Consider the following 25,234-nt stretch of genomic DNA (forward strand, 5'->3'; position numbering starts at 1 on the left):
ATCATTGCGAACAAAGCGAGAATCAGTGACCGTTGATTCGCTCCTGGGGACGAACCATTCGTGTCAATCGCCGCTGCCTATCTCGACAATCTCAATCCGGAACAGCGCCGCGCGGTCGAGCATGGCGCGATCGGACCGGGCCCCTTCGCGCCCTTGCTGGTGATTGCCGGAGCCGGATCCGGCAAGACCAACACGCTTGCGCATCGCGTGGCCCATCTGATCGTCAGCGGCGCCGACCCCCGCCGCATTCTTCTGATGACGTTTTCACGCCGCGCCGCGTCCGAAATGACCAGGCGCGTTGAACGGATCGCGCGGAAGGTGATGGGTGACAACGCCGGCATCATGACCGATGCCCTGGCCTGGGCGGGCACCTTCCACGGCATCGGCGCGCGTCTGCTTCGTGAATACTCCGATCAGATCGGCCTCAACCCCGCCTTCACGATCCACGACCGCGAAGACTCCGCCGACCTCATGAATCTGGTCCGGCATGATCTCGGCTTCTCCAAGACCGAAAACCGTTTCCCGACCAAGGGTACGTGTCTTGCGATCTACTCGCGATGCGTCAACGCCGAAGCGCCGATCGAGCAGGTTTTGGGGGCATCGTTCCCCTGGTGCGCAGGGTGGGCCGCCGAACTGAAAGAGCTGTTCGCCGGCTATGTCGAGGCCAAGCAGCGCCAGAACGTGCTGGATTATGACGATCTCCTGCTCTACTGGTCGCAGACCATGAACGAGCCTGAAATCGCCGACGATATCGGCGGCCGCTTCGACCATGTCCTGGTCGATGAATACCAGGACACCAACCGTCTGCAGTCGTCCATTCTGTTGGCACTCAAGCCCGGCGGCCACGGCCTCACGGTCGTCGGCGACGATGCGCAGGCGATCTATTCATTCCGCGCTGCGACCGTGCGCAACATCCTCGACTTCCCCACGCAATTCTCGCCACCGGCCAGCATCATCACTCTTGACCGCAACTATCGGTCGACACAGGCCATTCTGGCCGCAGCCAACGGCGTGATCGATCTGGCGCGCGAGCGCTTCACCAAGAATCTATGGACCGACCGGAGTTCGGGCACGAGACCTCAACTCGTCACGGTGCGCGACGAAGCCGACCAGGCGCGCTGCATCGTGGAACGCGTCCTGGAGAACCGGGAGTCCGGCGCGCGCCTGAAGGAGCAAGCCGTCCTGTTCCGGACATCCAGCCATAGCGGTCCGCTGGAAGTCGAGTTGACCCGGCGCAACATCCCGTTCGTCAAATTTGGCGGTTTGAAATTCCTCGACGCCGCCCACGTCAAGGACATGCTGGCGCTGCTGCGCTTCGTCGAGAACCCGCGCGACCGTGTGGCCGGCTTCCGCCTGATGCACCTGATCCCGGGCGTCGGCCCCGCCTCGGCGCAGCGCGTGCTTGATCATATGGCTGACGATCTCGAACCGATCGCAGCTCTCGCCCGGGCGCCGATCCCGCCCCGCGCCGGCGAGGACTGGAAGACATTCATTGCTGCCATTGCGGACCTGCGTCATTCAAACTGGCCGGCCGATCTCGAACGCGCCCGTTCGTGGTACGAGCCGCACCTCGACCGCATTCACGAGGATGCCGAAACCCGCCGGGCCGACCTCGTCCAGCTTGAACAAATCGCGAGCGGATATGCGTCCCGTGAACGCTTCCTCACCGAACTGACGCTCGATCCGCCGGACGCCACCAGCGACCAGGCCGGCGTTCCCCTGCTCGACGAGGACTATTTGATCCTGTCGACGATCCACTCCGCCAAGGGCCAGGAGTGGAAATCGGTGTACGTGCTCAATGTGGTCGACGGCTGCATGCCCTCCGACCTCGGTACCGGAACGACGGCTGAGATCGAAGAAGAACGACGGCTGCTTTACGTCGCCATGACCCGGGCCAAGGACGATCTGCATCTTGTCGTCCCGCAGCGTTTCTTCACGCACGGGCAGCACGCGAAGGGCGACCGCCACGTCTATGCGTCGAGAACCCGTTTCATTCCCGATCGCCTGCTCGCCCTGTTCGACAAGACGATTTGGCCGCTCGCGGTGGCGGGAGGCGATCGGCCCGCGAGCAATGGTCCGCGCATTGATGTCGGTGCACGCATGCGCGGGATGTGGCGCTAGTCCGCTGGGCATCTGCCGATGAGATGAGCAGTTCGCGGAGCTGCGCTGGTTCCAATTGTCTTATGTTTGCAACAGGTGCGGCGAAAATTTCCTGCGACACAATCGCGCCGCACGAAAATCCAAATTGAAAACGCAACTGATCCCCGATCGACGCAAATCAGGGGACAACTGAATGCGACATGAACGAAATCGGATGAATGGCGATGGGGAACCGGGTGGCTACAATTTCTTCTTTCAGATCGCGAATGACGGTGAACGTCGGGCCTGCTGCGTCAAGGTCGACGCGCCAAGCATGCAGGAGGCGTCGGTTCTGTTCCGCGAGAAATGGCCCGTCATCGAATCGATGGCGCGCGACGGCATCAAGGACGGGGTGATCGAGGACGGCGTGATTACGCTCGTGATGCCGTAACCAGAAGCGTCAGATCGTAGGGTGGGTTAGGCGAAGCCGTAACCCACCGTGAACGTGGCAACAAAAGAGGTGGGTTACGCTTCCGCCTTCGCTCTTCGAGCTACGGCGGACAAGTCGCTAACCCACCCTACGAAGCAACGCTACAGCACCTTCCGCTTCGCCAGATTTCGCATCAATTCGCCGATGCCAAAGGTCCAGGGCTCGCATTCGTCGCTGGTGCGCATGCGGTTGACAAGCTTGCCTAGCTGGGGCGCGGAGATCGTGACGATGTCGTCGCGCTTGTGGGTAAAGCCCTCGCCCGGTGCATCGCGGTCTTTCACGGGTGCGAACATCGTGCCGAGGAACAGCGCAAAACCATCAGGGTATTGATGCACGGGCCCGATGGTTTGCGCGACGAGGTCGGTGGGGTCGCGGCTGATCTTGCTGATCGAGGAATGGCCGTCGAGGACAAAACCGTCCTGTCCGTTCACGGTCAGCCCGACATCCATTTTTCTGACGTCATCGAGCGAAAAACCGTTGTCGAACAGCCGCAGCAGCGGGCCAACCGCGCAGGAGGCGTTGTTGTCCTTGGCTTTCGACAACAGCAGCGCCGAGCGCCCCTCGAAGTCGCGCAGATTGACGTCGTTGCCGAGCATCGCGCCGACGATCGTGCCGCGGCTCGACACCACAAGCACGACTTCCGGCTCCGGATTGTTCCAGGTCGATTTCGGATGCAGGCCGGCGTCCATGCCGGTGCCGACGGAAGACATCGTCGGCGCCTTGGTGAACACTTCGGCGTCGGGACCGATGCCGACTTCCAGGTACTGGCTCCAGGCGTTCTGCTCGATCAGCACCGCCTTCAGCTTCATCGCTTCGCCTGAGCCGGGCTTGAGTTTTGAAAGGTCGTCGCCGACCAGCCGCACCACTTCCTTGCGGATTGCGTCCGCCGAGGCCGGATTGCCGCGCGCCCGCTCCTCGATCACGCGCTCCAGCATCGAGATCGCGAACGTGACTCCCGCGGCTTTCAGGACCTGCAGGTCGAGCGGCGCCAGCAGCCAGGGCTTTGCCCGGTCACGCCGATCGGGCGGCGTGTTGGCGACGATGCTTTCGAGGTCACCGATCCGCGTCCCCGCGGTGCCGCGCAGCGCCTCCGCGGGGTTGGCCTCGTCGCACAGCGCACTGACGGTGGAGAACCGTGCACTGACGTCGAAGACGCCGTCGTTGCGGACGGCGACCACAGCCGGGCCTGCGAGATCAGGCATCCAGACCCGCCCCACCAGCGTGCCATCAGCGCCGTCTTCCGGCAGGACGTCTCTTGCGGTCAGTGTGATCATTTCCTGGCTCCCTCTATCTATTCGTCGTCCCGGCGAACGCCGGGACCCATAATCCCGGTCATCTGTTGTTGAAAAAGTCGTCGCCCAGTCTGCTCAACAATTTCCGCTGCGGCGTATGGGTCCCCCGATGTGCAATTGCACATCTGAGCTCAAGGCCGGGACGACATAAGATCTACCGCCACGGCTCCACGATGATCTTGGTGTGCCGCTCCGGATTGGCCAGATCTGCGAACGCCTGCGCGACGCCGTTGATGCCGACGCTTGCGGTCACCAGCGAGGCCGCATCGACCTCGCCTTCCGCGATCAGGCGCAGGGAATAGGCGAATTCATCGGGTGTGTAGCCGAGCACATATTGGACGTTGAGCTCCTTGAGGATGCCGAGCATCGGCTCGGAGCGGTCGGTCTCCATGCAGACTCCGACCACGACGATGCGCGCATCGCGCGGCGCGCCTTCGAACACCTGCTGGATCACGCCGGGGATGCCGACGCATTCGAAGATCAGCGCGGGCTTCAGCGCCGGCAACAGGGCCTGCAGCGGCGGCCGCGCGGCCTTCTCCTCCGGCGACATCGCGGCGTGCTCGGCCCATGTCGTATAAGGTTGCGTGCGCGCAGGGTCGACGACGATATCGGCGCCGAGTTTTTCAGCGAGCGCCCGGCGCGCCGGCGAATAATCCGCCGCTACGATCGGGTGCAATCCCCTGATCTTGAGGGCGGCGATCACGGCAAGCCCGACCGGGCCGCAGCCGATCACCAGCGGCACTTCGCCGCCTTTGATATTGGCTTTCGCAACCGCGTGAACGCCGACCGCCAGCGGCTCGGTCAGCGCCGCATGCTCGGCCGCCAAGCCGTTCGGGACTTCGAGCAGCAGCGCTTCGCTGAGCAGCATGCGCTCGGCATAGGCGCCGACATTGTCGTTGGAATAGCCGATGCCCTGCGGGCCTTCCGCGGTCAGCAGCGCCGGCAGCGAACATACCCTGGTGCCGGCCTTGAGTTTTCGCGTGGCACCCGGGCCGTAGTCGAGAATTTCGCAGCAGAATTCGTGGCCGAACACGACGTCACGCGAAAGGTCCATCGGCTTTCGGCCGGGAAAATGTTTTGCAAGTTCAACCATGCGGTGGGCGTGCTTGCGCGCGTGCAGGTCTGAGCCGCAAATGCCGCAGGCCAGTGATTTGACCAGCACCATGCCCGGGCCCGGCTTGGGCTCCGGCATCTGGTCGACGACGATCTCACCGTTCCGGAAGATTGCAGCCCGCATCGGCGTTCTCTCCTGTTATTCGTTATCTTTTCCTCTCCCACAGCTGGCTGCGGAAGGAAAGAACGAAAACACGCGGAGGTTCACCCCGGAAGACGGCGTCACCAGCTGTAGCGAATGACGCCCTTGCCCGCATAGGAGCGGGTGATGTCGGAGAATTCGCCCTCGAAGGTGGCCGCCGCCGACCAGCCATTCAGCCACTTCATTTCGGCGGAGGCCGTGGTCAGCGCGGTGTTCGGCGCCTGCGCCGCACCGCTGACGAGGAAGGTGGCGCCGGGCACCGACTGGAACAGCGCCGTGATGCTGCGATCGGTGTTGAAATTATGCGCCCAGGCGGCGCGGCCGCGCAGCGTGAGGACCGCGTTCTGCATCGCAAAGGAGCGGTCGAGCCGGACGCCAAGTTCGCTGCGCCCAGTGGTGACATCCTTTGCCGCATAGTTCAGCGCAAAGGCATTCGAACCCGACACCACCTGTTCGGCATAGGCCGGCAATTGATAGGTGGTGAACTGGCCGGCGGCATAGGGCGTGATGCCCATCCAAGGCGTGACGTAGCGGTAGCCGCCTTCGACGCGTCCTGACCAGGCATTGGCGTTGAACTCAGCGCGCAGGCGGTCGACGCCGGCCACGGTGACGGTGCGATCCGTCGTGACGTCCTGCCAGCCATAGACCGCCGCGGCGGTGACATAGGCTGCACCGACATTATGGCGCACGAAGGCGCCGGCCTGGAACAGGTCCGACCGCCCGTAGCCCGAGCCATTGACGTTGAAATTGGTGCCGCCGCCGGACAGCGCGAAGCCGACCAGCGTCGATGGCGAGATCCGGTAGTCCGCGCCGGCGGCGAGACCGAACGCGCGCACCGAGGCGTTGTTCGATCCCAGGTTGGCGTTGCCCTCGCTGTTGCTGCCGCCGCCAAAGGCCGAGCCCCACACGCTCCAGCGCTGATCGAACAAATCGTTGCGTGCGACATCGGCCTTGGTCGGGAATTTGGCGAAGGCGTCGCGCGCCGTACCCTTGTTCTTCGCGGCATAGGCATACGAACCGCTCTCCTCGGAATACGGCGTCGCGCCGCCGCCGACGCTGGCGCCGCCGTTGCGGCCCGCGATGAAGGGATCGGTCAACAGACCGAGGAAGATGTTCATCGCATCGAAGGTCGACTGCTGCGAGCCGGTCGCGAGCTCGCCCGAGATCTGCGTCAGGCCTGCGGGCGTCAGGGAGCCGACCGCGACCGGAACGCCGCCGCCGGAATTGAAGGCATTCGTCAACGCGTTGGCGACGTTCTGCTGGTTCGGCGTGAGACCATTGGTGAAACTGAGCGCGAGGTTGAGATAAACATTGTTGGCGTCGTAGCTCAGGCTGGTCTTGAAATTCGGAGCAACGTTGCCGACCACCGGGTTGAACGCGCCACTGATGCCGCCGGCAGCGTTGAGGATGGTGTACTGCTTGGCGACGTAGTTGCCGGGTTCGAAGCTCACATTGACCGTGGCGCCGCCGAGCGTCGCAACGCCCGTCGCATTGGTGCGGTCGGCCGTGGTGGGCGAGACTTCCACCATGTAACTGGCCGCCGCCGTGAACAGAAGACTGCCCTGCACGGTGAGCAGGCCAATCGAGTTACCGGACGCCAACGCGCCGCCGTTGATCGTGGTGTTGCCGACGATGCCGTTGCCGGCGAGCGTGCCGCCGGCGTTGACGGTCACGCCGCTCGACGCGACGATCGAACCGTTGACGGTGAGTATGCCGCCGTTCACCGTCGTGCTGCCGGTGTAGGCGTTGACGCCGGACAGGATCAGGTTGCCGGTGCCGACCTTCTCCAGCGAGCCGGGACCCGGGAAGCAGCCGCAATCATCGGCAATCACGCCGGTCACCTCGGTGGAGAGGTTGTTGCCACCAACGACCAGGGTATTGCCGCCGCCGATATAGTAATTGCCGGAACCGGCAAGCGAGCCCACCGTGATGCGCCCATCACCGTTCGGACCAGCGCTGCCGCCGAATTCGACAGAGCCGGTGCCGTTGGTGATGAACTGCGCGGTGCCGCCGTTGGCGTTGTCGAAGAAGCTGGTGGTGCCGCCGTCATTGGTGATGATTTTGGCGTTGCCGGCGGTGCTGTTGTCGAAGAAACCGGTCGCGCCGCCGTTGTTGGTGATGATGGTGGCGTTGGCCGCGGTGGACGATGCGTTGAACTCGGTCAACCCCAAATTATTGTTGGTGATCGTGGCGCTGCCGGCGCTCGCAGTATCCGTTCCGAAGGCCTGGCCGAACGCCGTCGTGCCGAAATTGTCGTTGGTGATGGTCGCGAACCCGGCCGAGGCCCGGTCGACGAAAACCAGCTGGGCCGCGTTCTGATTGGTGATCTTCGCGGTGCCGGCGTTGGTGTTGGCGAAGAAGCCGACCGCGCTGCCGCCATCGTTGATGATGGTAACACTACCCGCGGTGGCCGTATCGGTACCGCCGAAAACGCCAAAGGTGAGCTGGCCGCCATTGATGTTGTTGATGGTCATGCTACCGGCGGAGGTCGCATTGAGAAAATTCGCCGCGCCGCCGTCATTGGTCAGCGAAGTGATGCCGGACGTGTTGGCGTTGACGACATCGAGACGCCCGAAGTTGGTGATATCGCCAACGAGCGACGCCGTATGCGTCGCATCGCCGAGCTGCAATGCCACGCAATTGCAGATTTCCGTGCCGCCGGTATAGGTGTTGTTGCCGAGCAGGACGACGGTGCCACCGCCCGCACTGTCCACCGTCAGCTTACCCGCGCCGACGCCGTCGGAGATGTTGCCGGCAATGGTCAGTATGATGCCGTTGGCGTCGATCGTAGCGCCTGCGCCGGAGTTATTGATCCTGAAATTATTGGTGAAGGTGATGTCGCCGGCGCCGTCGGCTTTGAATGCGGCATTGTCGAGCGTCACCGTTCCGGTGCCGACCGAAGAGGAATTGGTGACCAGCACCGTGGTCCCAACCACCAGCGTCCCGCCGGTGTAGGTATTGGTGCCCGATAGCTGAACGTTGGCTGTCGCGGAGCCGGTCGAGTCGATCAAACGCAAAACGCCGGCGCCGGCGCCGTCAGCCATCACGCCCTGAAGATTGACCTCGGCGCCGTTCGCGTCGACCGTGCCGCCGGCGGCGCTGACGGCGATGTTGTTGGTGAAAGCAACGCTCACGACCGTCGGCGACTGCATCTGGAAGGTACCGCCGCTCAGCGTGATCGTGCCGCTGCCGACCGAATCCGCGTTCGTTACTTGCACCGTTCCGGCTGAAATCACCGTCCCGCCGGAATAGCCATTGGTGCCCGCAAGCACCAATGTGCTGTTGCCGGTTTGCTGCACCATGATGGGACCACCGATACCATCAGTGACGTTGGCGGAGATGGTAATGGTTTGGCCGGTGTTGGCGCTGTTGATAAGGCCGCCGGTTGGCCCTGACAGGCTGAAGGCAACCGGGTTCCCGCTGATCGTGAACGAAAGCGAATTGGCGTTGAAGGTCCAGGAGTCCGGCAACATCGGACCGGCACCGATGGTTATCGTCGCTGATCCCGTCGAACCGAAAACGGCCGCCTGTGTCGGAAGGATCGGCGGCGCACCGGCCGGCGGATTGGACCAGTTGGTGCCGAGGCTGTAGTCGCTTGTAACGGTCGTGCTGCCGGTGCCGCCCCAGACGGACTGCGCTTGTGCCGCCGGCACCGCCGCGAACGCCAGGCCAATGCCAAACAGCAGCCCGGCCACGCGCTGCCGCAGCCGTTTTTCCACGCCCGATGCCGACTTAAAAACCACGCCCAAACCCCAGTACCCCCAGCGCTCTGCGGCGCTGTCCGGGCACAACCTAGCATGGGTTCCACCGTACAATTACGGTTTGCCGGGAATCCCTTGTTTTGACACCGGAAAATGGGCGTTTTCCGGGGCACCTGTGGTACCCGGGCAACGCTTGGAGGGCGGCGCCCCTCTCATCCAGCGCAAGGGCGTCGGCCGGGACCCGCTCAGGCGTTCGGCGACGACTCGGCCGCGACCGTCAGCAGCTGCGAGCGGCGCACCCGTTCGCGATGGGCTGTGTAGAGGCCACTGGCGACGATGAAGCAGGCACCGGTCACGGTGTAGACGTCAGGGACTTCGCCGAAGATCAGGAAGCCGAGGATGCTGACCCAGAGCAATTGCGTATAGGAGAACGGCGCCAGCACTGAGGCATCGGCGTAACGGAACGCCAGCACCACGATCCACTGTCCCGCGGTCGAGGCGACGCCGATGAAGATGCCGAAGGCGATGTCGTGCCAGGTCGGCGTCACCCAGACGAACGGCACCAATGCGCTGAGGATGCAGACGCCCGCGATCGACGAATAGGTCATCACGGTGATGGCGCGCTCGGTGCCGCTCATCATCCGCGTCATGATCAGCGTGCAGGCCCAGGCCAGCGCCGAGACCAGCGGAAAGAACGCCGCGGGGTGAAACGCACCGGTGCCCGGCCGCAGGATGATGATGACGCCGATCAGGCCGACGCCAGTCGCGATCCAGCGGCGCAGGCCGACCTTCTCGCTCAGGAACACGATCGACAGCGCGGTAACGAGCAGCGGCGCGACGAAGCCGGTGGCGGAGGCTTCCGCGATCGGGAGAAACCGCAGGCCGGAGATGAAGAACAGCGAAGAGGCCAGCACGGTGAGGCCGCGCATCAAATGCAGGCCGGGCCGCCTGGTCTGCAACGCAAACAGCGGTGAGCCCGGCAGCATCGCCGGCGTCATGATCATGGCGAACACCACGAAGCGGATCCAGGCGATCTCGATCGAGGGCAGCGTCGCGGACAGATATTTGGCCGTCACGTCAGAGACGCCGAGGAAGACCGTCGACGCCAGGATCAGCGCGATGCCCTTGAACGGACGATCGGCACGAGCGGGCGCTTTGGGAGTGAAGTACTTCTTCTCGGGCAACGGCAATGGCGCGCTGTCCAGCCTGGCGGCTGCGGCGGGGGGCGGTGTCACGGCAATCTCGAAAGCAATAATGATCGAATCGGGCGAGGCTCTAAAAAACGCTATCTGAGGCGGAACAACAAGGTCCGATAACGGGATGCGGATATGCGCTGAGGGCGCGATTGCAACACTTTGTTAAGAACCGTCATCTGCCAAAGCGTCGCAATCCGTCGTCCTGAGGTGCGCGCTCTTGCGCGCCTCGAAGGGTGACGGCCCGTCGGTGGCCGATTCATCCTTCGAGGCTTCTATCAGAGCATCGGCAGACCGCGCGGCTTCGGGCCACGCGGAAAGGCCTTGTCGAGGGCTTCGATCTCGCTGGCGCTCAGCGTCAACTTTCCCGCCGCCGCATTGTCCGCGGCATGCTCCGCGCTCGCGGCTTTCGGAATTGCAAACACCGCTGCAAGGCGCGTCAGAAACGCGAGCGCGATCTGCCGCGCGGTGACGTGGCGCGCGTCGGCAATCGCCTGCAACACCTGCCCTTCCCTGCTGTGCGGCGAGGGAAAATCATTGTGACCGAACGGTGAATAGGCGACGACGGCAACACCGTGCCGTTCGCACCACGGGATGACAGCATGCTCGATCGCGCGCTCCTGCAAATGATAGAGCACCTGGTTGCAGGCGATCCTGCCCTGCCCGGCGACCGCCAGCAATTCGTTGAGATCGTCGGTGTCGAAATTGCTGACACCCCATGAGCGGATTTTTCCGGCTGATATCAACTGATCGAACGCCGCCACGGTGTCTTCAAGCTCATGGGATCCGCGCCAGTGCAGCAGGTAGCAGTCGAGGTGATCGGTCTTCAGCCGCTTCAGCGATCGCTCGCAGGCGGCAATGGTGCCGCGACGCGACGCGTTGCTCGGCAGCACCTTGGAGACGAGATAGAGATCCTCGCGCTTGCCGGCGGCCATCGCCTCCGCGATCACGGGTTCGGCATCGCCATACATTTCGGCGGTGTCGACATGGGTCATGCCGAGCTCGATGCCGCGGCATAGTGCTGCGACCGCGCTTTTGCGGTCGCCGCGATCGATGTACCAGGTGCCCTGCCCGATGACGGACACTTCCGGGCCTTTGACGCCGAATTTTTTCTGCTTCACGATCGCCTCAACTTCTGATGTTGCCGACCAGACGAGGACGGCGATGGACTTCGAGCGGGTTCTCGACCGGCAGCGCGCGCAGCCAATCGCGGAAGCTGACGACCTCAGGACAGTCAGCGGTGCCTTCGGGCGCAATCAGCCAATCGCCCAAACCGGATCCCTCATTGACGCGGTCGCAGCGATAGCCCGGATGGTGGCCAAGACCGCGGGCGATCAGCAGGTCGACTTTGCCCCCGACCAGCTCGTGCAGGCCGGCGGGCTGCAGCACCCGCAAACCGATTTCCACATGCGCGCCGCGAAACGCCGCCAACTCCAGCCGGCGCAGGTCGAAGCTGCCATGGAGCCCCAACTGCAGCAGCACCGCGCCGGCCGGCTTCAACCGGGTGGTCGCATCGGCGATCAGACGAAAGCCGTCGGATATTTCGGGCAGATAGGCCTGGCCGGCCGCGGTCAGGATGAGCTGTTTGTGCAGCCGCTCGAACAGGCGTACGCCGAGGCGCGCCTCCAGCGCTTTCACCTGCTGCCCCACGGCGGCGGGTGTCACATGCAGCTCGTGCGCAGCCAGTTTGAAGCTGAGATGTCGCGCAGCGGCTTCGAATGCGCGAAGCGCATTGAGTGGTGGAAGGGTGTAGGTCATCGCGCTGCAGTTTGTCACTGATGGGCCCTGGCCTTGCAATAGATTTTCTAGTGCTTGAGCGAAGGAACTATGCTTTGCGCTGACCTGATGTCCCCGGTTACGGTCGCTTCGCAGCATCCGGAGATCCCATGCCTCGCCGACTAGATCATCTCGTTATTTGCGTCCACAATCTGGCAAAGGCCGCGCCGGACTGGCAAACGCTCGGCTTTTCTCTCACGCCGACCGGTGTCCATCCCTTTGGAACCAGCAACCGTCTGGCGATGTTCGGGAATAATTTTCTGGAGCTGCTTGCCGTCACCGATGCTGGGGCAGTGCCGCCAGCCGCGCCCGGCCACTTCAGCTTCGCCGCCCACAATCAGGATTTTCTTCGCACCGGTGAAGGGATGTCGATGCTGGCCTTGCACAGCACCGACTCCCATGCCGAAGCGGTGCGCTTCAACGCGGCCCATATCGGCGCCTATGCGCCGTTCGATTTTGGCCGTGACGCGGTGCTGCCGGGCGGTGGCACGGCCCGCGTTGGATTTTCACTGGCGTTTGCCACTGATCCCGCGATGCCCGGGATCGCCTTCTTCACCTGCCAGCAACGCCATCCGCCCGAACTGTTCTGGAAGGCCGAATACCAGCATCACCCCAACGGCGCCCTGCGCGTGGTCGAGGTCGTGATGTCGGCGCCGGAGCCGGCGCAGCACCGCGCGTTCCTCGAGCGCCTCACGGAGGGGGCCGCCGAGCTTGCGCCCGGGCGATTGACGGTGGGCGAGAGCGGCGACCGGATCACCGTGCTCGGCCCGTCCGAGCTGGCACGCCGGCTGCCGAATTGCGCCGCCGATGGTTCGCCGCGCTTTTGCGCGGCGCGGCTGGCGGTCACCGATCTCGATGCGACCGGGCGAGTCCTGAAGAATAACGGCGTCGCGTTCGAGGTCATCGGCAATGTGTTGCTGACTTCGCCCGCCGCATCGCATGGCCTGGCGCTGGAGTTCGTCGAACAGGAGACTGCCTATGGCTGAGATTCACCCCTTTTACGAACAGCATCGCGGTGCGATGGAGACCGCCATGCGCCATCGCCTCGACCTTGCCGAAGCGATGTTGTGCGAGCGCGCGCATCTATCCGATATTGATGGGATCCGGCAGGAGGTGATGGACGAATTCGAAATCGTGCTTACCCAAATGCCCTATGTCGGAGGCTCGGCAAGCCGTATGAGCGATTTCTTCATGCGCCTCATCGGCTTTATGGCCATCAGCCGGGTGCTCCGGCGACACGACGTTCCGCTGTCCGCGATCGGCGAAATCGAGCGAGAAACCTACAAGGCGCAATTGCTCACCGTGCCCGAAGCGGAACGCCTCGCCTCGGGTCGTCAGTTCATGTCGTCAGAGAATCAGGCTTTGCTGCGCGAGCAGGCTGCAAAAAGCCACCGCCAAGAATTTCCGGAAGATTTCGTCTACGATTTCGTCGAGCCTGATACGGGTGACAAGTTTGAATTCGGCATCAACTACAAGGCTTGCGGCTTCTGCAAATTCGCGGATCGCCATGGCGACAAAGAAATCCTGCCGAACATCTGCGGGCTTGATTTCGACGCCTATGCAACGCGGGGCATCCATTTGGAAAGGACACAAACGCTGGCTGGCGGCGCGAGCCACTGCAATTTCCGATTCTCGCGGCTGGCGTCGGAGTAGGACGATACGGGTGTGCTCGAGTCATTCGCGTCGCCTCCTCCGTCATTGCGAGCGAAGCGAAGCAATCCATCGGGCGGCAAAAAGGAAGCAAGAATGGATTGCTTCGCTACGCTCGCAATGACGTTGATGGACCTGCTTTAATTCGCAGCCACGGCCAACTGCGGCACGGCGTTCGGCGCGGTTTGCGCGATCAGTCGCTTCAACTCCGGAATGCATGAGCCGCAATTGGTGCCCGCCTTCAGTTTGGCGCCGATGTCGGCCGCGGATCGCGCGCCTGCGGCGATGCTGTCGCAGATCGTGGTGCGGCCAACACCAAAACAGGCGCAGATGATCGGGCCGGCATTGGCAAGACCGTCCATCGATTTGCCCGACAACAGCATGCGGCGCTGATCGTTGCTGAGCGCGTCGGCGGCAAACAGGCCCTTGACCACATTCCAGTCGCCGGCGTCCCGCGCGGGCCCGATGAACAGGCAGGTCTCGATACGGTCGGCGGCAAAGGACGCCGCGCGATAGACGCCGCCGCCAAAGTCCTTGTATTCGGCGAGGTCATCGCCGGCGATCGATCCGAGCCAGGACTGCCAGCCCCTGAGATCGGCGTTATCCGCGAGCAGATAGCCATAGCCGCCATTGACGGCGACGCGCGCCCACCAGGCATGCGCGGGTAGCTCGAGCGGCGTGCGCGACAACGCAAAGCCGCGGAACACATATTCGTAAGGGGTGATCGAGGCCGGCGTCGCCTTGTTCTCGGGCTGGCCGGAGAACGGATCGGTGAGCGGCGCGACCAGCGATCCCACGCGTGCGCCGGTCGCGGTGACCGCGCTCCAGTGGATCGGCGCGAACAGCATGCCGCGCTGCTGGCGCTCGCTGACGACAACCCGCAGCGTGCATTGTCCGTAATCGGTCGTGACCCGCGCGAAATCGCCGTCGGCGACGCCGTGCCTTGCCGCGTCGTCCGGATGCACTTCGACGAACGGCTCCGGCAGATGCTGGCCGAGCCGCGGGCTCATCCCGGTGCGGGTCATGGTGTGCCATTGGTCGCGGACGCGGCCGGTGTTCAGCCGCAGCGGGCGCGCGGCCGTAGTCTCGGTCCGCAGCGCGGGAGTCTCGGGTGCGATAAAACCGGCCTTCTGTTCGCCAGTGAAGAATCCGCCTTCGGCAAAGAAGCGCGCCTGCGGCTGCGCATCGAGCCGGATCGGCCATTGCACCGGCGCCATCGTATCGAACGCTTCGTCCGACAGCGCCTGCAAGCCGCCGATGTCAAAATCGCGGTTGCCCTCGTTTTCGAACGCCGAGAGTGCGGCGTGCTCGCGAAAAATATCGGCGGCTGATGCAAAATTGAATGCCGCGCCAAAGCCGAGCCGCTTTGCGATCTCGCCGATGATCCACCAATCCGGCCGCGCCTCGCCCGGCGAAGAAAGAAACGCGCGCTGACGGGAGATGCGGCGTTCCGAGTTGGTCACGGTGCCGGATTTCTCGCCCCAGGCCTGCGCCGGAAACAGCACCTGCGCCCCGGCATCGACGGTGTCGTTGGTAACAACGTTTTCGGAGACGACGAACAATTCGAGCTTCTTCAGCGCCGCGCTGACGGCGTCGGCATTGGGCAGCGACACCGCCGGATTGGTGCCGATCACCCACAGCGCCTTGATCTCGCCGCGCGCGATGGCCTCGAACATCTGGACCGCTTTCAGCCCTTCATGGGTGGCGATCCGCGGCGCCTTCCAGAACCGGCGCACGCGGTCGATATCCGGCGGCGAAAAACCCATATGGGCCGCCAGCTGGTTGGCGAGCCCGCCGACCTCGCGGCCGCCCATCGCATTGGGCTGTCCGGTCAGCGAGAACGGCGACGCGCCCAATTTACCGATCCGACCCGTCGCAAGGTGGCAGTTGAGGATCGCATTGACCTTGTCGGTGCCCTGCGCCGATTGGTTGACGCCTTGCGAATACATCGTGACCACGCGCGGCGTATTGGCGAACATCTGGAAGAACGCCGCGACATCAGGCTCGGACAGGCCGGTTGCCAGCGCCGTCGCGCCGAGGCTGCCGGCCATGCTGCGCGCCCGCATCATCGCGTCGTCGAAGCCAGTGGTATGGCGTTCGATGTAGTCGCGGTCGAGCGCGCCGTTGTCGGCGAGGTGCACCAGCAAACCGCTGAACAATGCGGTGTCGGTTCCCGGCTTCAACCCCAGAAACAGATCGTCATCGCCGACCGTATCGGTCCGGCGCGGATCGATCACCACGATGCGAGCGCCGCGGCTCTGCTTGTTGACCAGCATGCGCTGGTACAGCACCGGATGACACCAGGCCGCGTTGGAGCCGACCAGCACCAGCAAATCGGCCTCGTCGAGATCTTCGTAGCAGCCGGGCACGGTGTCCGCCCCGAACGCGCGGCGGTGGCCGGCGACTGACGACGCCATGCACAGCCGTGAATTGGTGTCGACATTGGCGCTGCCGACGAATCCCTTCATCAGCTTGTTGGCGACGTAATAGTCTTCGGTCAGCAGCTGCCCGGAGAGATAGAACGCGACGGCGCCGGGTCCGTCGCGCGCGATGATGTGCTGAAAACGATGCGCGACATGGTCGAGCGCGTCGCTCCAGGCCACGCGCTCCATGGTCCCATTGTCACAGCGGATCATCGGATGCAGCAGGCGATTTTCCAGACCCAGCGTCTCGCCGAGCGCCGAGCCCTTCGAGCACAGCCGGCCGAAATTCGCCGGGTGCTCGGGATCGCCCGAGATCGACGCCCCGCCCCGCCCGTCGGGCGTCGCCAGCACGCCGCAACCGACGCCGCAATAGGCGCAGGTGGTCTTGGTGACGCGCAAATGGGGATCGACGGCGGTCATGCGAGCAACCGGCTCATGCCGCCTCTGAACGGATCGCGAGCGAACGGCCGAACATCATGTCGGCGCGAATGGGCGCGGTGGGCTGGCGGGTACGGATCAGTTCGAGATACCAGAGCGCGTCGCTGACATCGCCGATCAAGACTGCGCCGGTCAGCCGTCCGTCCGCGACCACGAGTTTCTTGTAGGTGCCGTAGTTGAGATCGCTGAGCACGATGGTTTCGGAGCCCTCAGTGCCCACGAAATCACCCGCTGAGAACACGCTGACGCCGGAGACCTTCAGATTGGTCGCCACGATGCTGCCGCTATAGGAGGTGTCGCGGCCTGCGAGATGCCGCGCCAGCACGCGCGCCTGCTCGTAGGCCGGCTCGACCAGGCCGTAGCAGATGCCGCGGTGTTCGGCGCATTCGCCGATCGCAAAGATGCCGGGCGCGACGGTTTGCATGACGTCGTCGACGACGACGCCGCGGTTGACGGCAATGCCGGCTTCCTTTGCCAGAGCGATATTCGGCCGGATGCCCGCTGCGAAGATCACCGCATCGGCATCGATGCGGCGGCCATCGGTCAGTTCGAGGCCCTCGACGCGTGTCGTGCCATGGATGCGCGCGGTGTTGGCATTGAGCAGGATCTCGATGCCCTTGCGCTCGACCAGCGATTTCAACAGTTCCGCGGCGGGCGCATCGAGCTGGCGCTCCATCAGCCGGTCCATCAAATGAACCAGCGTCACCGGCGCGCCGGCCTTGGCGAGCCCGTAGGCCGCTTCCAGCCCGAGCAGCCCGCCACCGACGACCACGACGCGCTTCTTCTGCGCGGCCAGCGTCAGCAGGAGATCGACGTCGCGGCTGTCGCGAAACGTGTGCACGCCGGCAAGATCGGCGCCTGATACGTTGAGCCGCAGCGGCGACGAACCCGTGGTCAGGACCAGTTTCGAGAACGGGACACTCTCTTCATTTTCGATTTTGACTTCGCGCCGCCCGACATCGACCTCGGTGGCCCGGCAGCCGTATTTCAGGGTGACGCCGCGGTCGCGCCACCATGAAGCGGGCCTGAGCTCGATATCATGCGAGGCGGTCTCGCCGGCAAGGACCGATGACAGCAGCACGCGATTATACGCAAGCCGCGGTTCGTCCCCGATCACGGCAATGGCGTAGCGGCCGAGCGCGACCTTGGCCAGTTCGTCGACCAGACGCGCGGCAGCCATTCCGTTGCCGACAATCACCAGCGGTTCGCTCATGACGTACCCTCACTCGGCCGCTTCAGCGCCCGCGCGGGCGCGGAGATAACAAGAACTACGCCGCCTCGACGAAGCGATGCCGCTCGTACAGGAATTCGAGCACGCGCTGCCGGCACTTGAGGTACCCGGGGTTGGTTGCGAGCTCGAGCCGTTTGCGCGGACGCGCCAGCGGCACTTCCAGTACTTCGCCGATCCGCGCGCTCGGCCCGTTGGTCATCATCACGATGCGGTCCGACAGCAGCACGGCCTCGTCGACGTCATGGGTGATCATCAGGATGGTGTTGCCGAGCTTCTGGTGCAGCGCCATCACCGAGTCCTGCAGATGCGCGCGGGTCAGCGCGTCGAGCGCGCCAAAGGGCTCGTCGAGCAGCAGCACCTTCGGCTCCATCGCCAGCGCTCGGGCGATACCGACGCGCTGCTTCATGCCGCCGGAGATTTCCGACGGGCGCTTGTCCTTGGCATGGGCCATCTGCACGAGGTTGAGATTGTGCATCACCCAGGCATCGCGTTCGCTGCGGGTCTTGCTCGAAGCGAACACCTTGTCGACGCCGAGCCGTACGTTTTCATAGACGGTCAGCCAGGGCAGCAGGCTGTGGTTCTGGAACACCACTGCGCGATCCGGTCCCGGCGAATTGACTTCGCGGTTTTCCAGCAGCACGCAGCCATTGGTGCAGTCGGTAAGGCCGGCCACGATGTTGAGCAGCGTGGATTTTCCACATCCGGAATGGCCGATGATCGAAACGTATTCGCCCTTGTCGATCGTCAGGTTGATTTCCTTCAGCACCTCGGTCGAGGCATTGCCGCGGGTGAAGGTCTTGTCGATGTGGTCGAGCTTCAGATAGGCCTGCATGATATGCTCCCTTCAGCCTGCGGAAGTGCCGCGGGTGACGATCTTGCCCAGTCCTGCGATCAAGCGATCGAGCACGAAGCCGATGATGCCGACATAGAACAGCGCCAGGATGATCTCGCTGATGTGCGAGGAGTTCCAGGCATCCCAGATGAAGAAGCCGATGCCGACGCCGCCGATCAGCATCTCGGCCGCGACGATTGCGAGCCAGGACAGGCCGATGCCGATGCGCAGGCCCGTGAAGATGTAGGGGGCAGCGGCCGGGATCATGATCTTGCCGAAGAACTCCAGCGGATTGAGCTGCACCACGGCCGCGACGTTGCGGTAATCCTGCGGGATGTTGCGGATGCCGACCGCGGTGTTGATGATGATCGGCCACACCGAGGTGATGAAGATCACGAAGATCGCCGAGGGCTGGCCGTCGCGGAACGCGGCCAGCGACAGCGGCAGCCACGCCAGCGGCGGGATGGTGCGCAATACCTGGAACAAGGGATCGAGGCCGCGCATCGCCCAGACCGACTGGCCGACCAGCGTGCCGAGCGCGACGCCGACGATCGCAGCGATCGAATAGCCGAGCGCGACGCGCTGCAGACTTGCGGACAAGTGCCAGAACAGGCCCTTGTCGATGCCGCCGCGATCGAAGAACGGATCGAAGATCAGTTCCTTGGTGTCCTTGAACACGCGCGAGGGCGGCGGCAAGGTGGAGCCGGCGCGTTGGCAGACCAGCTCCCAGAACAGCATCAGGAGCGCGATCACGATCAGCGGCGGCACGACGCGCACCGCGGTGTCCTTGACCATCTTGCTGTATTTTTCGGCACGCGGCGGACGCTTCGGCGTCATCGTCACGACCGGGGTGGCAACCGGGGCCGCCGCGTGCGTAACAATCGCGGTGGCGGGTTCGGTCTTGATCGCAGGCATGTTCATGGGAAATGCGTCTCCGTGTTCACGAGGCGGACCGCCCGCTTGCGGGCGGTCCTGCCGGATCAGACATCAGCACGCTTGATGGACAGCGACTTCAGGTACGCGGCCGGATCTTCCGGATCGAACACCTTGCCGTCGAAGAAGGTCTCCTTGCCGCGTGACTTCGAGGCCGGAATATCCGCTGCCGCGACGCCGAGCGCCTTTGCCGCGTCGCGCCAGATGTCCTCGCGGTTGACCTTGGCGATCAGCGCCTTGGAATCGAAGCCGGGTTCGAACTTGCCCCAGCGAATGTCCTCGGTCATGAACCAGAGATCGTGGCTCTGGAACGGATAGGAGGCGTGGTCGCGCCAGTACTTCATGATGTGCGGCGAGTTCTCGACCACCTTGCCGGTGCCGTAGTCGAACTTGCCCTTGGCGCGATCGAGAATGTCCTCAACCGGGCAGTTGATCCACTGCCGCTTGCCCATGATGGTGGCGAGTTCTTCCTTGTTCTCCATCTTGTCGGCCCATTGCTGCGCCTCCTGGATCGCCATGGTGATGGCCTGCGCAGCCTTCGGATTCTTGTCGACCCAGGCCGAGCGCATCGCGAAGGATTTCTCGGGATGCTTGTTCCAGAGCTCGCCGGTGTTGACCGCGGTGTAGCCGATCTTCTGATGCACGAGCTGGCCGGGCCAGGGTTCGCCGACGCAGAAGCAGTCCATGGTGCCGACCTTCATGTTGGCGACCATCTGCGGCGGCGGCACCGTAATGGTTTCGATGTCCTTGTCGGGGTCGATGCCGCCGGCGGCGAGCCAGTAACGGATCCACAGATCGTGCGTGCCGCCCGGGAACGTCATCGCCGCCTTGATCGGCTTGCCGGCAGCTTTCTTCTTTTCCAGCGCTTCCTTGAACGGTTTGGCGTCCAGGCCGACCTTGAGATCGGCGTATTCATTGGAGACCGAGATGCACTGCGCGTCGAGATTGAGCCGCGCAAGGATGTACATCGGCGTCGGCTGGTTGTTCTGCGTCACCTTGCCGGCCGAGATCAAATACGGCATCGGGGTGAGGATATGCGCGCCATCGATGCCGTTGCCTTCCGATCCCAGCACGAGGTTGTCGCGCGTGGTGCCCCATGAGGCCTGCTTCTGCACGTCGACATCGGGGACGCCGTGCTTGGCGAACAGGCCCTTGTCCTTGGCCACGAACAGCGCGCCGGCATCGCTGAGCGCAATGAAGCCGAGCTTGGCCCCCTTCACTTCGGGCCCCGCCCCTTGCGCGAAGGCGCCAGCCGGGAAATTTAGCTTGGCCGCGGCCAGCAACGCCGCCGTACCAGCGGTCGCTTTCAAGAGCCGGCGGCGGCTGAGGCCGTGTGAGGTCGGATGGGTGGGCTTCGTCATGGGTCTCTCTATCCTTCGTTGGAAATGGGGCCGTCCGAATGGATCACCGCGCGTGGTCGCACGAGGGCGCGTTCCAGGGATGCCCCCGGAGTGCGGCGTCACAATTCGGATGAGTGGTCTCAAGGGACGGCATCAATGGCGTCAGCACTAGCTATTCAAGCTTCGTGCCAAGCCTTCTTCACTACAAAAAACTTTTAAATATCAGTGCGATGCAGAACCAATGCCGCAAAAATCGGCAGCGGTCAGGAACCAGTCATCGCTTTTCAAATTTGCGATTCGCCCAATCCTTGTGCGGTGCACAATGATTGGGCAGGCCTCGCACCAGCCTGCCTCAGGCGTCCTCTTTGGCGTTGTCAGGTGTCTTGTCAGTGGTCCTGGCCATCATCGGTTTTGGCGCGGCGCCATCGCCCGGTTTCATCCTGAATTCGTAGGTCATCAGGTGCCACGGCGCGGCCGCGGGCTTGCCGTCCGGCATCGTTGCGTCAGTGCGTTTTTCAATCTTCGCGACCAGCTCGTCCTTGACGCCGAACACCACGTCGGAATCGAGATATTTGTCGCCCTCCATGAACACATGCGTGATCAGCGGCTGATAGCCAGGCGCATCGACCAGGAAGTGCACATGCGCCGGCCGCATCGCGTGCCGCCGCGTCTGGATGATCATTTCGCCGACCGGACCGTCGGTCGGGATCGGATAGCTGCACGGCAAAATGGTGCGGAAGAAGAACCGGCCATCGGCATCGGTGACGAAGCGCGCCCGCGACGAGGGTCCCTCGGTGGCATAAGACGCCTTCTGTGAATCGTAATAGCCTTCGTCATCGGCGTGCCAGATATCGACGGGAACATTCGCCAGCGGCTTGCCCGCAAGATCCGTGACGCGGCCCTGCACGAACATCCGCTCGCCCGGCAAATTGGCCGAGACGTCGGTGCCGTGCGGCGTCACCTTGTGTTCGCCGACATAGAACGGCCCGAGCACGGTGGTCTCGGTGGCGCCTTCGCGTTCGCGGTGGTTGACGGCGTCGACCAGCATCGAGACCCCGAGCACGTCGGAGAGCAGGATGAATTCCTGGCGGATCGGGGTGCACTTCTGTCCGGTCCGGGTCAGGAAATCGATCGCGTATTCCCATTCCTCGAAGGTGAGATCGGTCCGGCTGACATAATCGTGCAACGATTTCACCAATTCCTGCAGCAGGAATTTCGCCCGCGGATCCGGCGTGTCATCGAAGCTGCGGATCACAGCGGCGGTCAGTTCGGTTTCGTTGAATTGGGGCATTTTGGCTGTCCTGCGGGGTGCATGGTGGCTCGGTCAAGCCTACACCACCATACCGCACGGGGTAAGCGCAGGCGGTTGGAACGGGGCACACTTTTCGGCTATCAAGGCTCCCTCGCCAGCCGGAGATCAGCCCTGATGCTAGCCCCTACCCCCGCCTCGCCCGAGTCTGCCGGAATGTCGAAGCCGGCGCTGGATCGTCTCGAGAACCATCTCAAGCAGCGCTACATCGACGCCGGCCGCTTCCCGGGAACACAGGTCCTGATCTACCGCCGCGGCAAGGTCGTGCATTCGACCGCGCAGGGCTTTGCCGACCTCGAGCGCAAGGTCCCGGTCAAGGACGACACCATCTTCCGCATCTATTCGATGACCAAGCCGATCACGAGCGTGGCTTTCATGATGCTGCTCGAGGAGGGCCGCGTCGCGCTCGACGAGCCCGTCCACAAATACATTCCGGAATGGAAGAACCTCGGCGTGTTCCAGGCCGGCAGCTTCCCGGCCTTCCTGACCCGGCCACCGTCGCGGCCGATGCTGATCGTGGACCTGTTGCGGCACACCTCGGGTCTTACGTATGGCTTCCAGCAGCGCTCCAATGTCGACGCCGCCTATCGCGAGAACAAGATCGGCGAGGTCATCAAGGCCGGCACGCTGCAAAGCATGATCGAGGATCTCGCCAAGATCCCACTGGAATTTTCGCCGGGCGAAGCTTGGAACTATTCGGTTGCCACCGACGTGGTCGGCTATCTGATCGGCAAGATCAGCGGCATGCCGTTCGAGCAGTTCCTGAAGGAACGCATCTTCAATCCGCTCGGCATGAACGACACCGACTTCTTCGTGCCGGCAGACAAGGCGCATCGTTTTGCGGCCTGCTATTCCGCCGGCGTACAGATCGGCATGACGGCCGGCGAGGCCACATTGAAGCTGCAGGATGACCCGGCTACGAGTTCGTTCCTTACCCCGCCCTCGCTCGTCTCCGGCGGCGGCGGATTGTGCTCGACCGCGGCCGACTATCTCACCTTCTGCCGGGCGCTCCTCAATGGCGGTGAGCTTGGCGGCGTCAGGCTCATCGGGCCAAAGACGCTGAAGCTGATGACGTCGAACCATCTGCCCGGCGGGTTGGACCTGCCTGGCATGTCGCGCTCACTGTTCAGCGAAGCCACCTATAACGGCATCGGCTTCGGCCTCGGCTTTGCCGTCACCATGCATCCCGAGCAGACGCTGATTCCCGGCAGCCCCGGCGAGTATAATTGGGGCGGCGCGGCGACGACCTCGTTCTTCATCGATCCCGCCGAAGAACTGATCACGATCTTCATGACCCAGGTGCTGCCGTCGAGCGCCTATCCGCTGCGGCGCGAGCTGCGCACCCTGGTGTATGCGGCGATCACCGACAGCAATCTCTGAAGCCGGAGCCTCATCCCGCGGCATGATCGCCGCGGGATAGATGGCCTGCTATTTCAACATCTCCGGCACGATCAGGCGCGGCAGGAACAGCGATACGCTGGGCCAGATGATCAGCGCCGCCAGCACCAGCAGCATCGGGATCAGCATGATCACGGTGTCCTTGAGCGCATAACGCAGCCGCACCCCGGCAATCGAGCACGCGATCATCAGACATAGCCCGTAAGGCGGTGTCACCAGCCCGAACGCCAGCGAGACGATCGAGATGATCGCGAACTGCACCGGATGGAGATCGACCGCCCGCGCCAGGGGCTCCAGCACGGTGCCGACGATCACGATCGCCGGAATGGCATCGAGGAAGCAGCCGACCACCAGAAAACAGAAGGAGATGAAGAAGCCCGCCGCGATCGGCCCCATGCCCCATGTCGAGACGTTGGCCAGCAGTTCCTGCGGAATCTTGTAATAGGCGAGCAGCCAGCCGAATGCGCTCGCCGTGCCGATACAGAACAGCGCGACGCCGGCGAGGCGCCCGGTGTCGAGCAAGGCCTTGTAAAGTTCTTTGGCGCCGGTTTCGCGGTAGAAGAAAGCCGACAGCGCCACCGAATACAGCACCGCGACGCAGGCGGACTCGGTTGCCGTGAACCAGCCGAGGAGAATGCCTCCGACGATGATGAACGGGGTGATCAGCGCCGGTATAGATCGCCAGAGCGCGCAACGCATCTCGACCCAGCTCGACTTTGGATAGGTCGGATAGCCGCGGCGCACCGCATAGACATGCACGGTGACCATCTGCGCGCCCGCGATCAACAATCCGGGGACGATGCCGGCCAGGTACATCGCCGCGATCGACGTCGAGATCAACCCGCCCCACACGATCATCAGGATCGACGGCGGGATGATGACCGCAAGCACCGCCGACACCGCGGTGATGGCGATCGAAAACGAGAGGTCGTAGCCTTCCTTGGTCTGGGCATCGATGAAGATCTTCGACTGACTCGCCGCATCCGCGGTCGAGGAGCCGGAGATGCCGGCGAAGAACACCGACAGCACGACGTTGATCTGCGCCAGCGAGCCTGGCCAGTGCCCGACCATCGAACGCGACAGCGACACCAGGCGGTCGGTGATGCCGCCGATGCTCATCAGGTTCGCGGTCAGCAGGAAGAACGGCACCGCCAGCAGGATGAAGGAGTTGTAGGCATTGAAGGTTTCCTGCGCGAGCATCATCATCGACAGCCGCGGCTCGATCAGCAGGATCGGCAGGCAGGCAAGCCCGAGCGCGAACGCGACCGGTACGCGCAGGATGAGCAGGCCGATGAAAACGCCGAACAGGACCATAGCGGCCTGCCCGGCGGAAAGAACGCTGCCGCTCATCGTGCCACCCCGAACAAGATCCGCGCCTCATCGACGATCTGTTCGCCCGCGAACGCGATCCACGTGAAGCCTGCCACCGGCCATGCGACGTGAATCAGCCAGAGCGGCAGATCGGCCAGCTCCGACGTCCTGTTCCAGGCAAACCGCGTGAACTCAAGGCCCGCCCACACGAACACCAGCGCCAGCGCCAATATCCCGAGCCGTCCCGTGATCCGCACAGCGGCCTCCGACCGCCGCGACAAATCGGGCCAGACATCGACTTCGAAATGCTGCGCCTCCCTGACGCCGACCATCGCCCCGATCATGATGGTCCAGACGAACAGGAACCGCGCCATCTCCTCGGTCCAGATGTAGGATGGGATGAACGGCGTATAGCGCGAGATGATCTGCAGCGTGACGGGAATCACCAGGATTCCGACGCAGGCGGCCAGGAGGATTTCCAGCAATTTGCCGTAGGCGCGCGTCAGTCGCCGCCACAGCGACGGGTTGAAATCGATCGGCAGTTCGGTCATTGGCGCCCCCGCGCGGTAACACTCATCGAACG

At 63.5% G+C, this 25,234-nt stretch carries 19 protein-coding genes; 5 read left to right on the forward strand and 14 right to left on the reverse strand.

Going from position 1 to position 25,234, the window contains the following annotated elements:
- The first annotated feature begins 60 nt into the window (after positions 1-60).
- Complete coding sequence (locus JQ574_RS11795; RefSeq protein ID WP_212208436.1) at positions 61-2,121, forward strand: ATP-dependent helicase; 2,061 nt, start codon at positions 61-63, stop codon at positions 2,119-2,121.
- 193 nt (positions 2,122-2,314) lie between these two features.
- Complete coding sequence (locus JQ574_RS11800) at positions 2,315-2,530, forward strand: hypothetical protein (protein WP_212208437.1); 216 nt, start codon at positions 2,315-2,317, stop codon at positions 2,528-2,530.
- A 140-nt stretch (positions 2,531-2,670) separates the two neighbouring features.
- Here JQ574_RS11800 and JQ574_RS11805 read toward each other — a convergent pair whose 3' ends face one another.
- The 6 genes from JQ574_RS11805 to JQ574_RS11830 form a co-directional block, all read right to left on the reverse strand.
- Positions 2,671-3,843 carry a fumarylacetoacetate hydrolase family protein gene (locus tag JQ574_RS11805; RefSeq protein WP_212208438.1) on the reverse strand — a complete coding sequence of 391 codons (1,173 nt, stop codon included), beginning with the start codon at positions 3,841-3,843 and terminating at the stop codon, positions 2,671-2,673.
- A gap of 172 nt (positions 3,844-4,015) precedes the next feature.
- Positions 4,016-5,098: a zinc-binding dehydrogenase gene (locus JQ574_RS11810; RefSeq protein ID WP_212208439.1), complete on the reverse strand. Its 1,083-nt coding sequence runs from the start codon at positions 5,096-5,098 to the stop codon at positions 4,016-4,018.
- Between the two features lie 98 nt (positions 5,099-5,196).
- On the reverse strand, positions 5,197-8,859 hold the full coding sequence (locus JQ574_RS11815) for an autotransporter domain-containing protein (RefSeq protein WP_312018262.1): 3,663 nt from the start codon (positions 8,857-8,859) through the stop codon (positions 5,197-5,199).
- Positions 8,860-9,062: 203 nt separating this feature from the next.
- Positions 9,063-10,007, reverse strand: a complete 945-nt coding sequence (locus JQ574_RS11820) for a DMT family transporter (protein ID WP_249119302.1) — start codon at positions 10,005-10,007, stop codon at positions 9,063-9,065.
- Between the two features lie 281 nt (positions 10,008-10,288).
- On the reverse strand, positions 10,289-11,131 hold the full coding sequence (locus tag JQ574_RS11825; RefSeq protein ID WP_212208441.1) for an aldo/keto reductase: 843 nt from the start codon (positions 11,129-11,131) through the stop codon (positions 10,289-10,291).
- A gap of 7 nt (positions 11,132-11,138) precedes the next feature.
- Positions 11,139-11,768 carry a LysR family transcriptional regulator gene (locus JQ574_RS11830; RefSeq protein WP_212383544.1) on the reverse strand — a complete coding sequence of 210 codons (630 nt, stop codon included), beginning with the start codon at positions 11,766-11,768 and terminating at the stop codon, positions 11,139-11,141.
- Between the two features lie 128 nt (positions 11,769-11,896).
- Here JQ574_RS11830 and JQ574_RS11835 point away from each other — a divergent pair, with 128 nt between their 5' ends.
- Entirely contained in the window at positions 11,897-12,772 is an 876-nt protein-coding gene (locus tag JQ574_RS11835; RefSeq protein WP_212208443.1) for a VOC family protein, read from the forward strand.
- The gene (locus JQ574_RS11840) at positions 12,765-13,439 is read left to right on the forward strand and encodes an L-2-amino-thiazoline-4-carboxylic acid hydrolase (protein WP_212208444.1); all 675 of its coding nucleotides are present in this window, start codon (positions 12,765-12,767) and stop codon (positions 13,437-13,439) included. The genes JQ574_RS11835 and JQ574_RS11840 overlap by 8 nt, the downstream gene beginning before the upstream one ends.
- Before the next feature lie 137 nt (positions 13,440-13,576).
- On the opposite strand, the gene JQ574_RS11845 is transcribed toward JQ574_RS11840, so the two are convergent.
- The 6 genes from JQ574_RS11845 to JQ574_RS11870 all read right to left on the reverse strand — a co-directional run bounded on the left by JQ574_RS11845 (position 13,577) and on the right by JQ574_RS11870 (position 21,924).
- Positions 13,577-16,279, reverse strand: a complete 2,703-nt coding sequence (locus tag JQ574_RS11845; RefSeq protein ID WP_212208445.1) for a nitrate reductase — start codon at positions 16,277-16,279, stop codon at positions 13,577-13,579.
- Positions 16,280-16,292: 13 nt separating this feature from the next.
- Positions 16,293-17,510 (reverse strand): NAD(P)/FAD-dependent oxidoreductase, encoded by a 1,218-nt coding sequence (locus tag JQ574_RS11850; protein WP_212208446.1) that lies wholly within the window; start codon positions 17,508-17,510, stop codon positions 16,293-16,295.
- A gap of 55 nt (positions 17,511-17,565) precedes the next feature.
- Positions 17,566-18,360 (reverse strand): ABC transporter ATP-binding protein, encoded by a 795-nt coding sequence (locus JQ574_RS11855; RefSeq protein ID WP_212208447.1) that lies wholly within the window; start codon positions 18,358-18,360, stop codon positions 17,566-17,568.
- 12 nt (positions 18,361-18,372) lie between these two features.
- Positions 18,373-19,281 (reverse strand): nitrate ABC transporter permease, encoded by a 909-nt coding sequence (gene ntrB / locus JQ574_RS11860; RefSeq protein ID WP_212208448.1) that lies wholly within the window; start codon positions 19,279-19,281, stop codon positions 18,373-18,375.
- 59 nt (positions 19,282-19,340) lie between these two features.
- Positions 19,341-20,654 (reverse strand): CmpA/NrtA family ABC transporter substrate-binding protein, encoded by a 1,314-nt coding sequence (locus JQ574_RS11865; protein WP_212208449.1) that lies wholly within the window; start codon positions 20,652-20,654, stop codon positions 19,341-19,343.
- Positions 20,655-20,985: 331 nt separating this feature from the next.
- Positions 20,986-21,924, reverse strand: coding sequence for a dioxygenase (locus JQ574_RS11870; protein WP_212208450.1), 939 nt, complete (start codon positions 21,922-21,924; stop codon positions 20,986-20,988).
- Positions 21,925-22,059: 135 nt separating this feature from the next.
- On the opposite strand from JQ574_RS11870, the gene JQ574_RS11875 reads away from it, so the two are divergent.
- Entirely contained in the window at positions 22,060-23,322 is a 1,263-nt protein-coding gene (locus JQ574_RS11875) for a serine hydrolase (RefSeq protein WP_212208451.1), read from the forward strand.
- 48 nt (positions 23,323-23,370) lie between these two features.
- On the opposite strand, the gene JQ574_RS11880 is transcribed toward JQ574_RS11875, so the two are convergent.
- Both JQ574_RS11880 and JQ574_RS11885 read right to left on the reverse strand, forming a co-directional pair.
- Positions 23,371-24,690, reverse strand: coding sequence for a TRAP transporter large permease (locus JQ574_RS11880; protein ID WP_212208452.1), 1,320 nt, complete (start codon positions 24,688-24,690; stop codon positions 23,371-23,373).
- A complete protein-coding gene (locus tag JQ574_RS11885) occupies positions 24,687-25,202 on the reverse strand; it encodes a TRAP transporter small permease (protein ID WP_212208453.1) in 516 nt (171 codons plus the stop codon). Before JQ574_RS11885 ends, JQ574_RS11880 begins: the two co-directional genes overlap by 4 nt.
- Positions 25,203-25,234 lie beyond the last annotated feature (32 nt).

The organism is Bradyrhizobium sp. AUGA SZCCT0158, from assembly GCF_018130065.1.
In the GTDB taxonomy this organism is placed as follows: domain Bacteria; phylum Pseudomonadota; class Alphaproteobacteria; order Rhizobiales; family Xanthobacteraceae; genus Bradyrhizobium.

Bases quoted from the DNA above. Each gene is read 5' to 3' on its own strand.
- JQ574_RS11800 (WP_212208437.1), top strand. From the start codon at position 2,315: ATGAATGGCGATGGGGAACCGGGTGGCTACAATTTCTTCTTTCAGATC.
- JQ574_RS11805 (WP_212208438.1), bottom strand. From the start codon at position 3,843: ATGATCACACTGACCGCAAGAGACGTCCTGCCGGAAGACGGCGCTGAT.
- JQ574_RS11810 (WP_212208439.1), bottom strand. From the start codon at position 5,098: ATGCGGGCTGCAATCTTCCGGAACGGTGAGATCGTCGTCGACCAGATG.
- JQ574_RS11830 (WP_212383544.1), bottom strand. From the start codon at position 11,768: ATGACCTACACCCTTCCACCACTCAATGCGCTTCGCGCATTCGAAGCC.
- JQ574_RS11835 (WP_212208443.1), top strand. From the start codon at position 11,897: ATGCCTCGCCGACTAGATCATCTCGTTATTTGCGTCCACAATCTGGCA.
- JQ574_RS11840 (WP_212208444.1), top strand. From the start codon at position 12,765: ATGGCTGAGATTCACCCCTTTTACGAACAGCATCGCGGTGCGATGGAG.
- JQ574_RS11845 (WP_212208445.1), bottom strand. From the start codon at position 16,279: ATGACCGCCGTCGATCCCCATTTGCGCGTCACCAAGACCACCTGCGCC.
- JQ574_RS11850 (WP_212208446.1), bottom strand. From the start codon at position 17,510: ATGAGCGAACCGCTGGTGATTGTCGGCAACGGAATGGCTGCCGCGCGT.
- JQ574_RS11855 (WP_212208447.1), bottom strand. From the start codon at position 18,360: ATGCAGGCCTATCTGAAGCTCGACCACATCGACAAGACCTTCACCCGC.
- ntrB (WP_212208448.1), bottom strand. From the start codon at position 19,281: ATGAACATGCCTGCGATCAAGACCGAACCCGCCACCGCGATTGTTACG.
- JQ574_RS11865 (WP_212208449.1), bottom strand. From the start codon at position 20,654: ATGACGAAGCCCACCCATCCGACCTCACACGGCCTCAGCCGCCGCCGG.
- JQ574_RS11870 (WP_212208450.1), bottom strand. From the start codon at position 21,924: ATGCCCCAATTCAACGAAACCGAACTGACCGCCGCTGTGATCCGCAGC.
- JQ574_RS11875 (WP_212208451.1), top strand. From the start codon at position 22,060: ATGCTAGCCCCTACCCCCGCCTCGCCCGAGTCTGCCGGAATGTCGAAG.
- JQ574_RS11880 (WP_212208452.1), bottom strand. From the start codon at position 24,690: ATGAGCGGCAGCGTTCTTTCCGCCGGGCAGGCCGCTATGGTCCTGTTC.
- JQ574_RS11885 (WP_212208453.1), bottom strand. From the start codon at position 25,202: ATGACCGAACTGCCGATCGATTTCAACCCGTCGCTGTGGCGGCGACTG.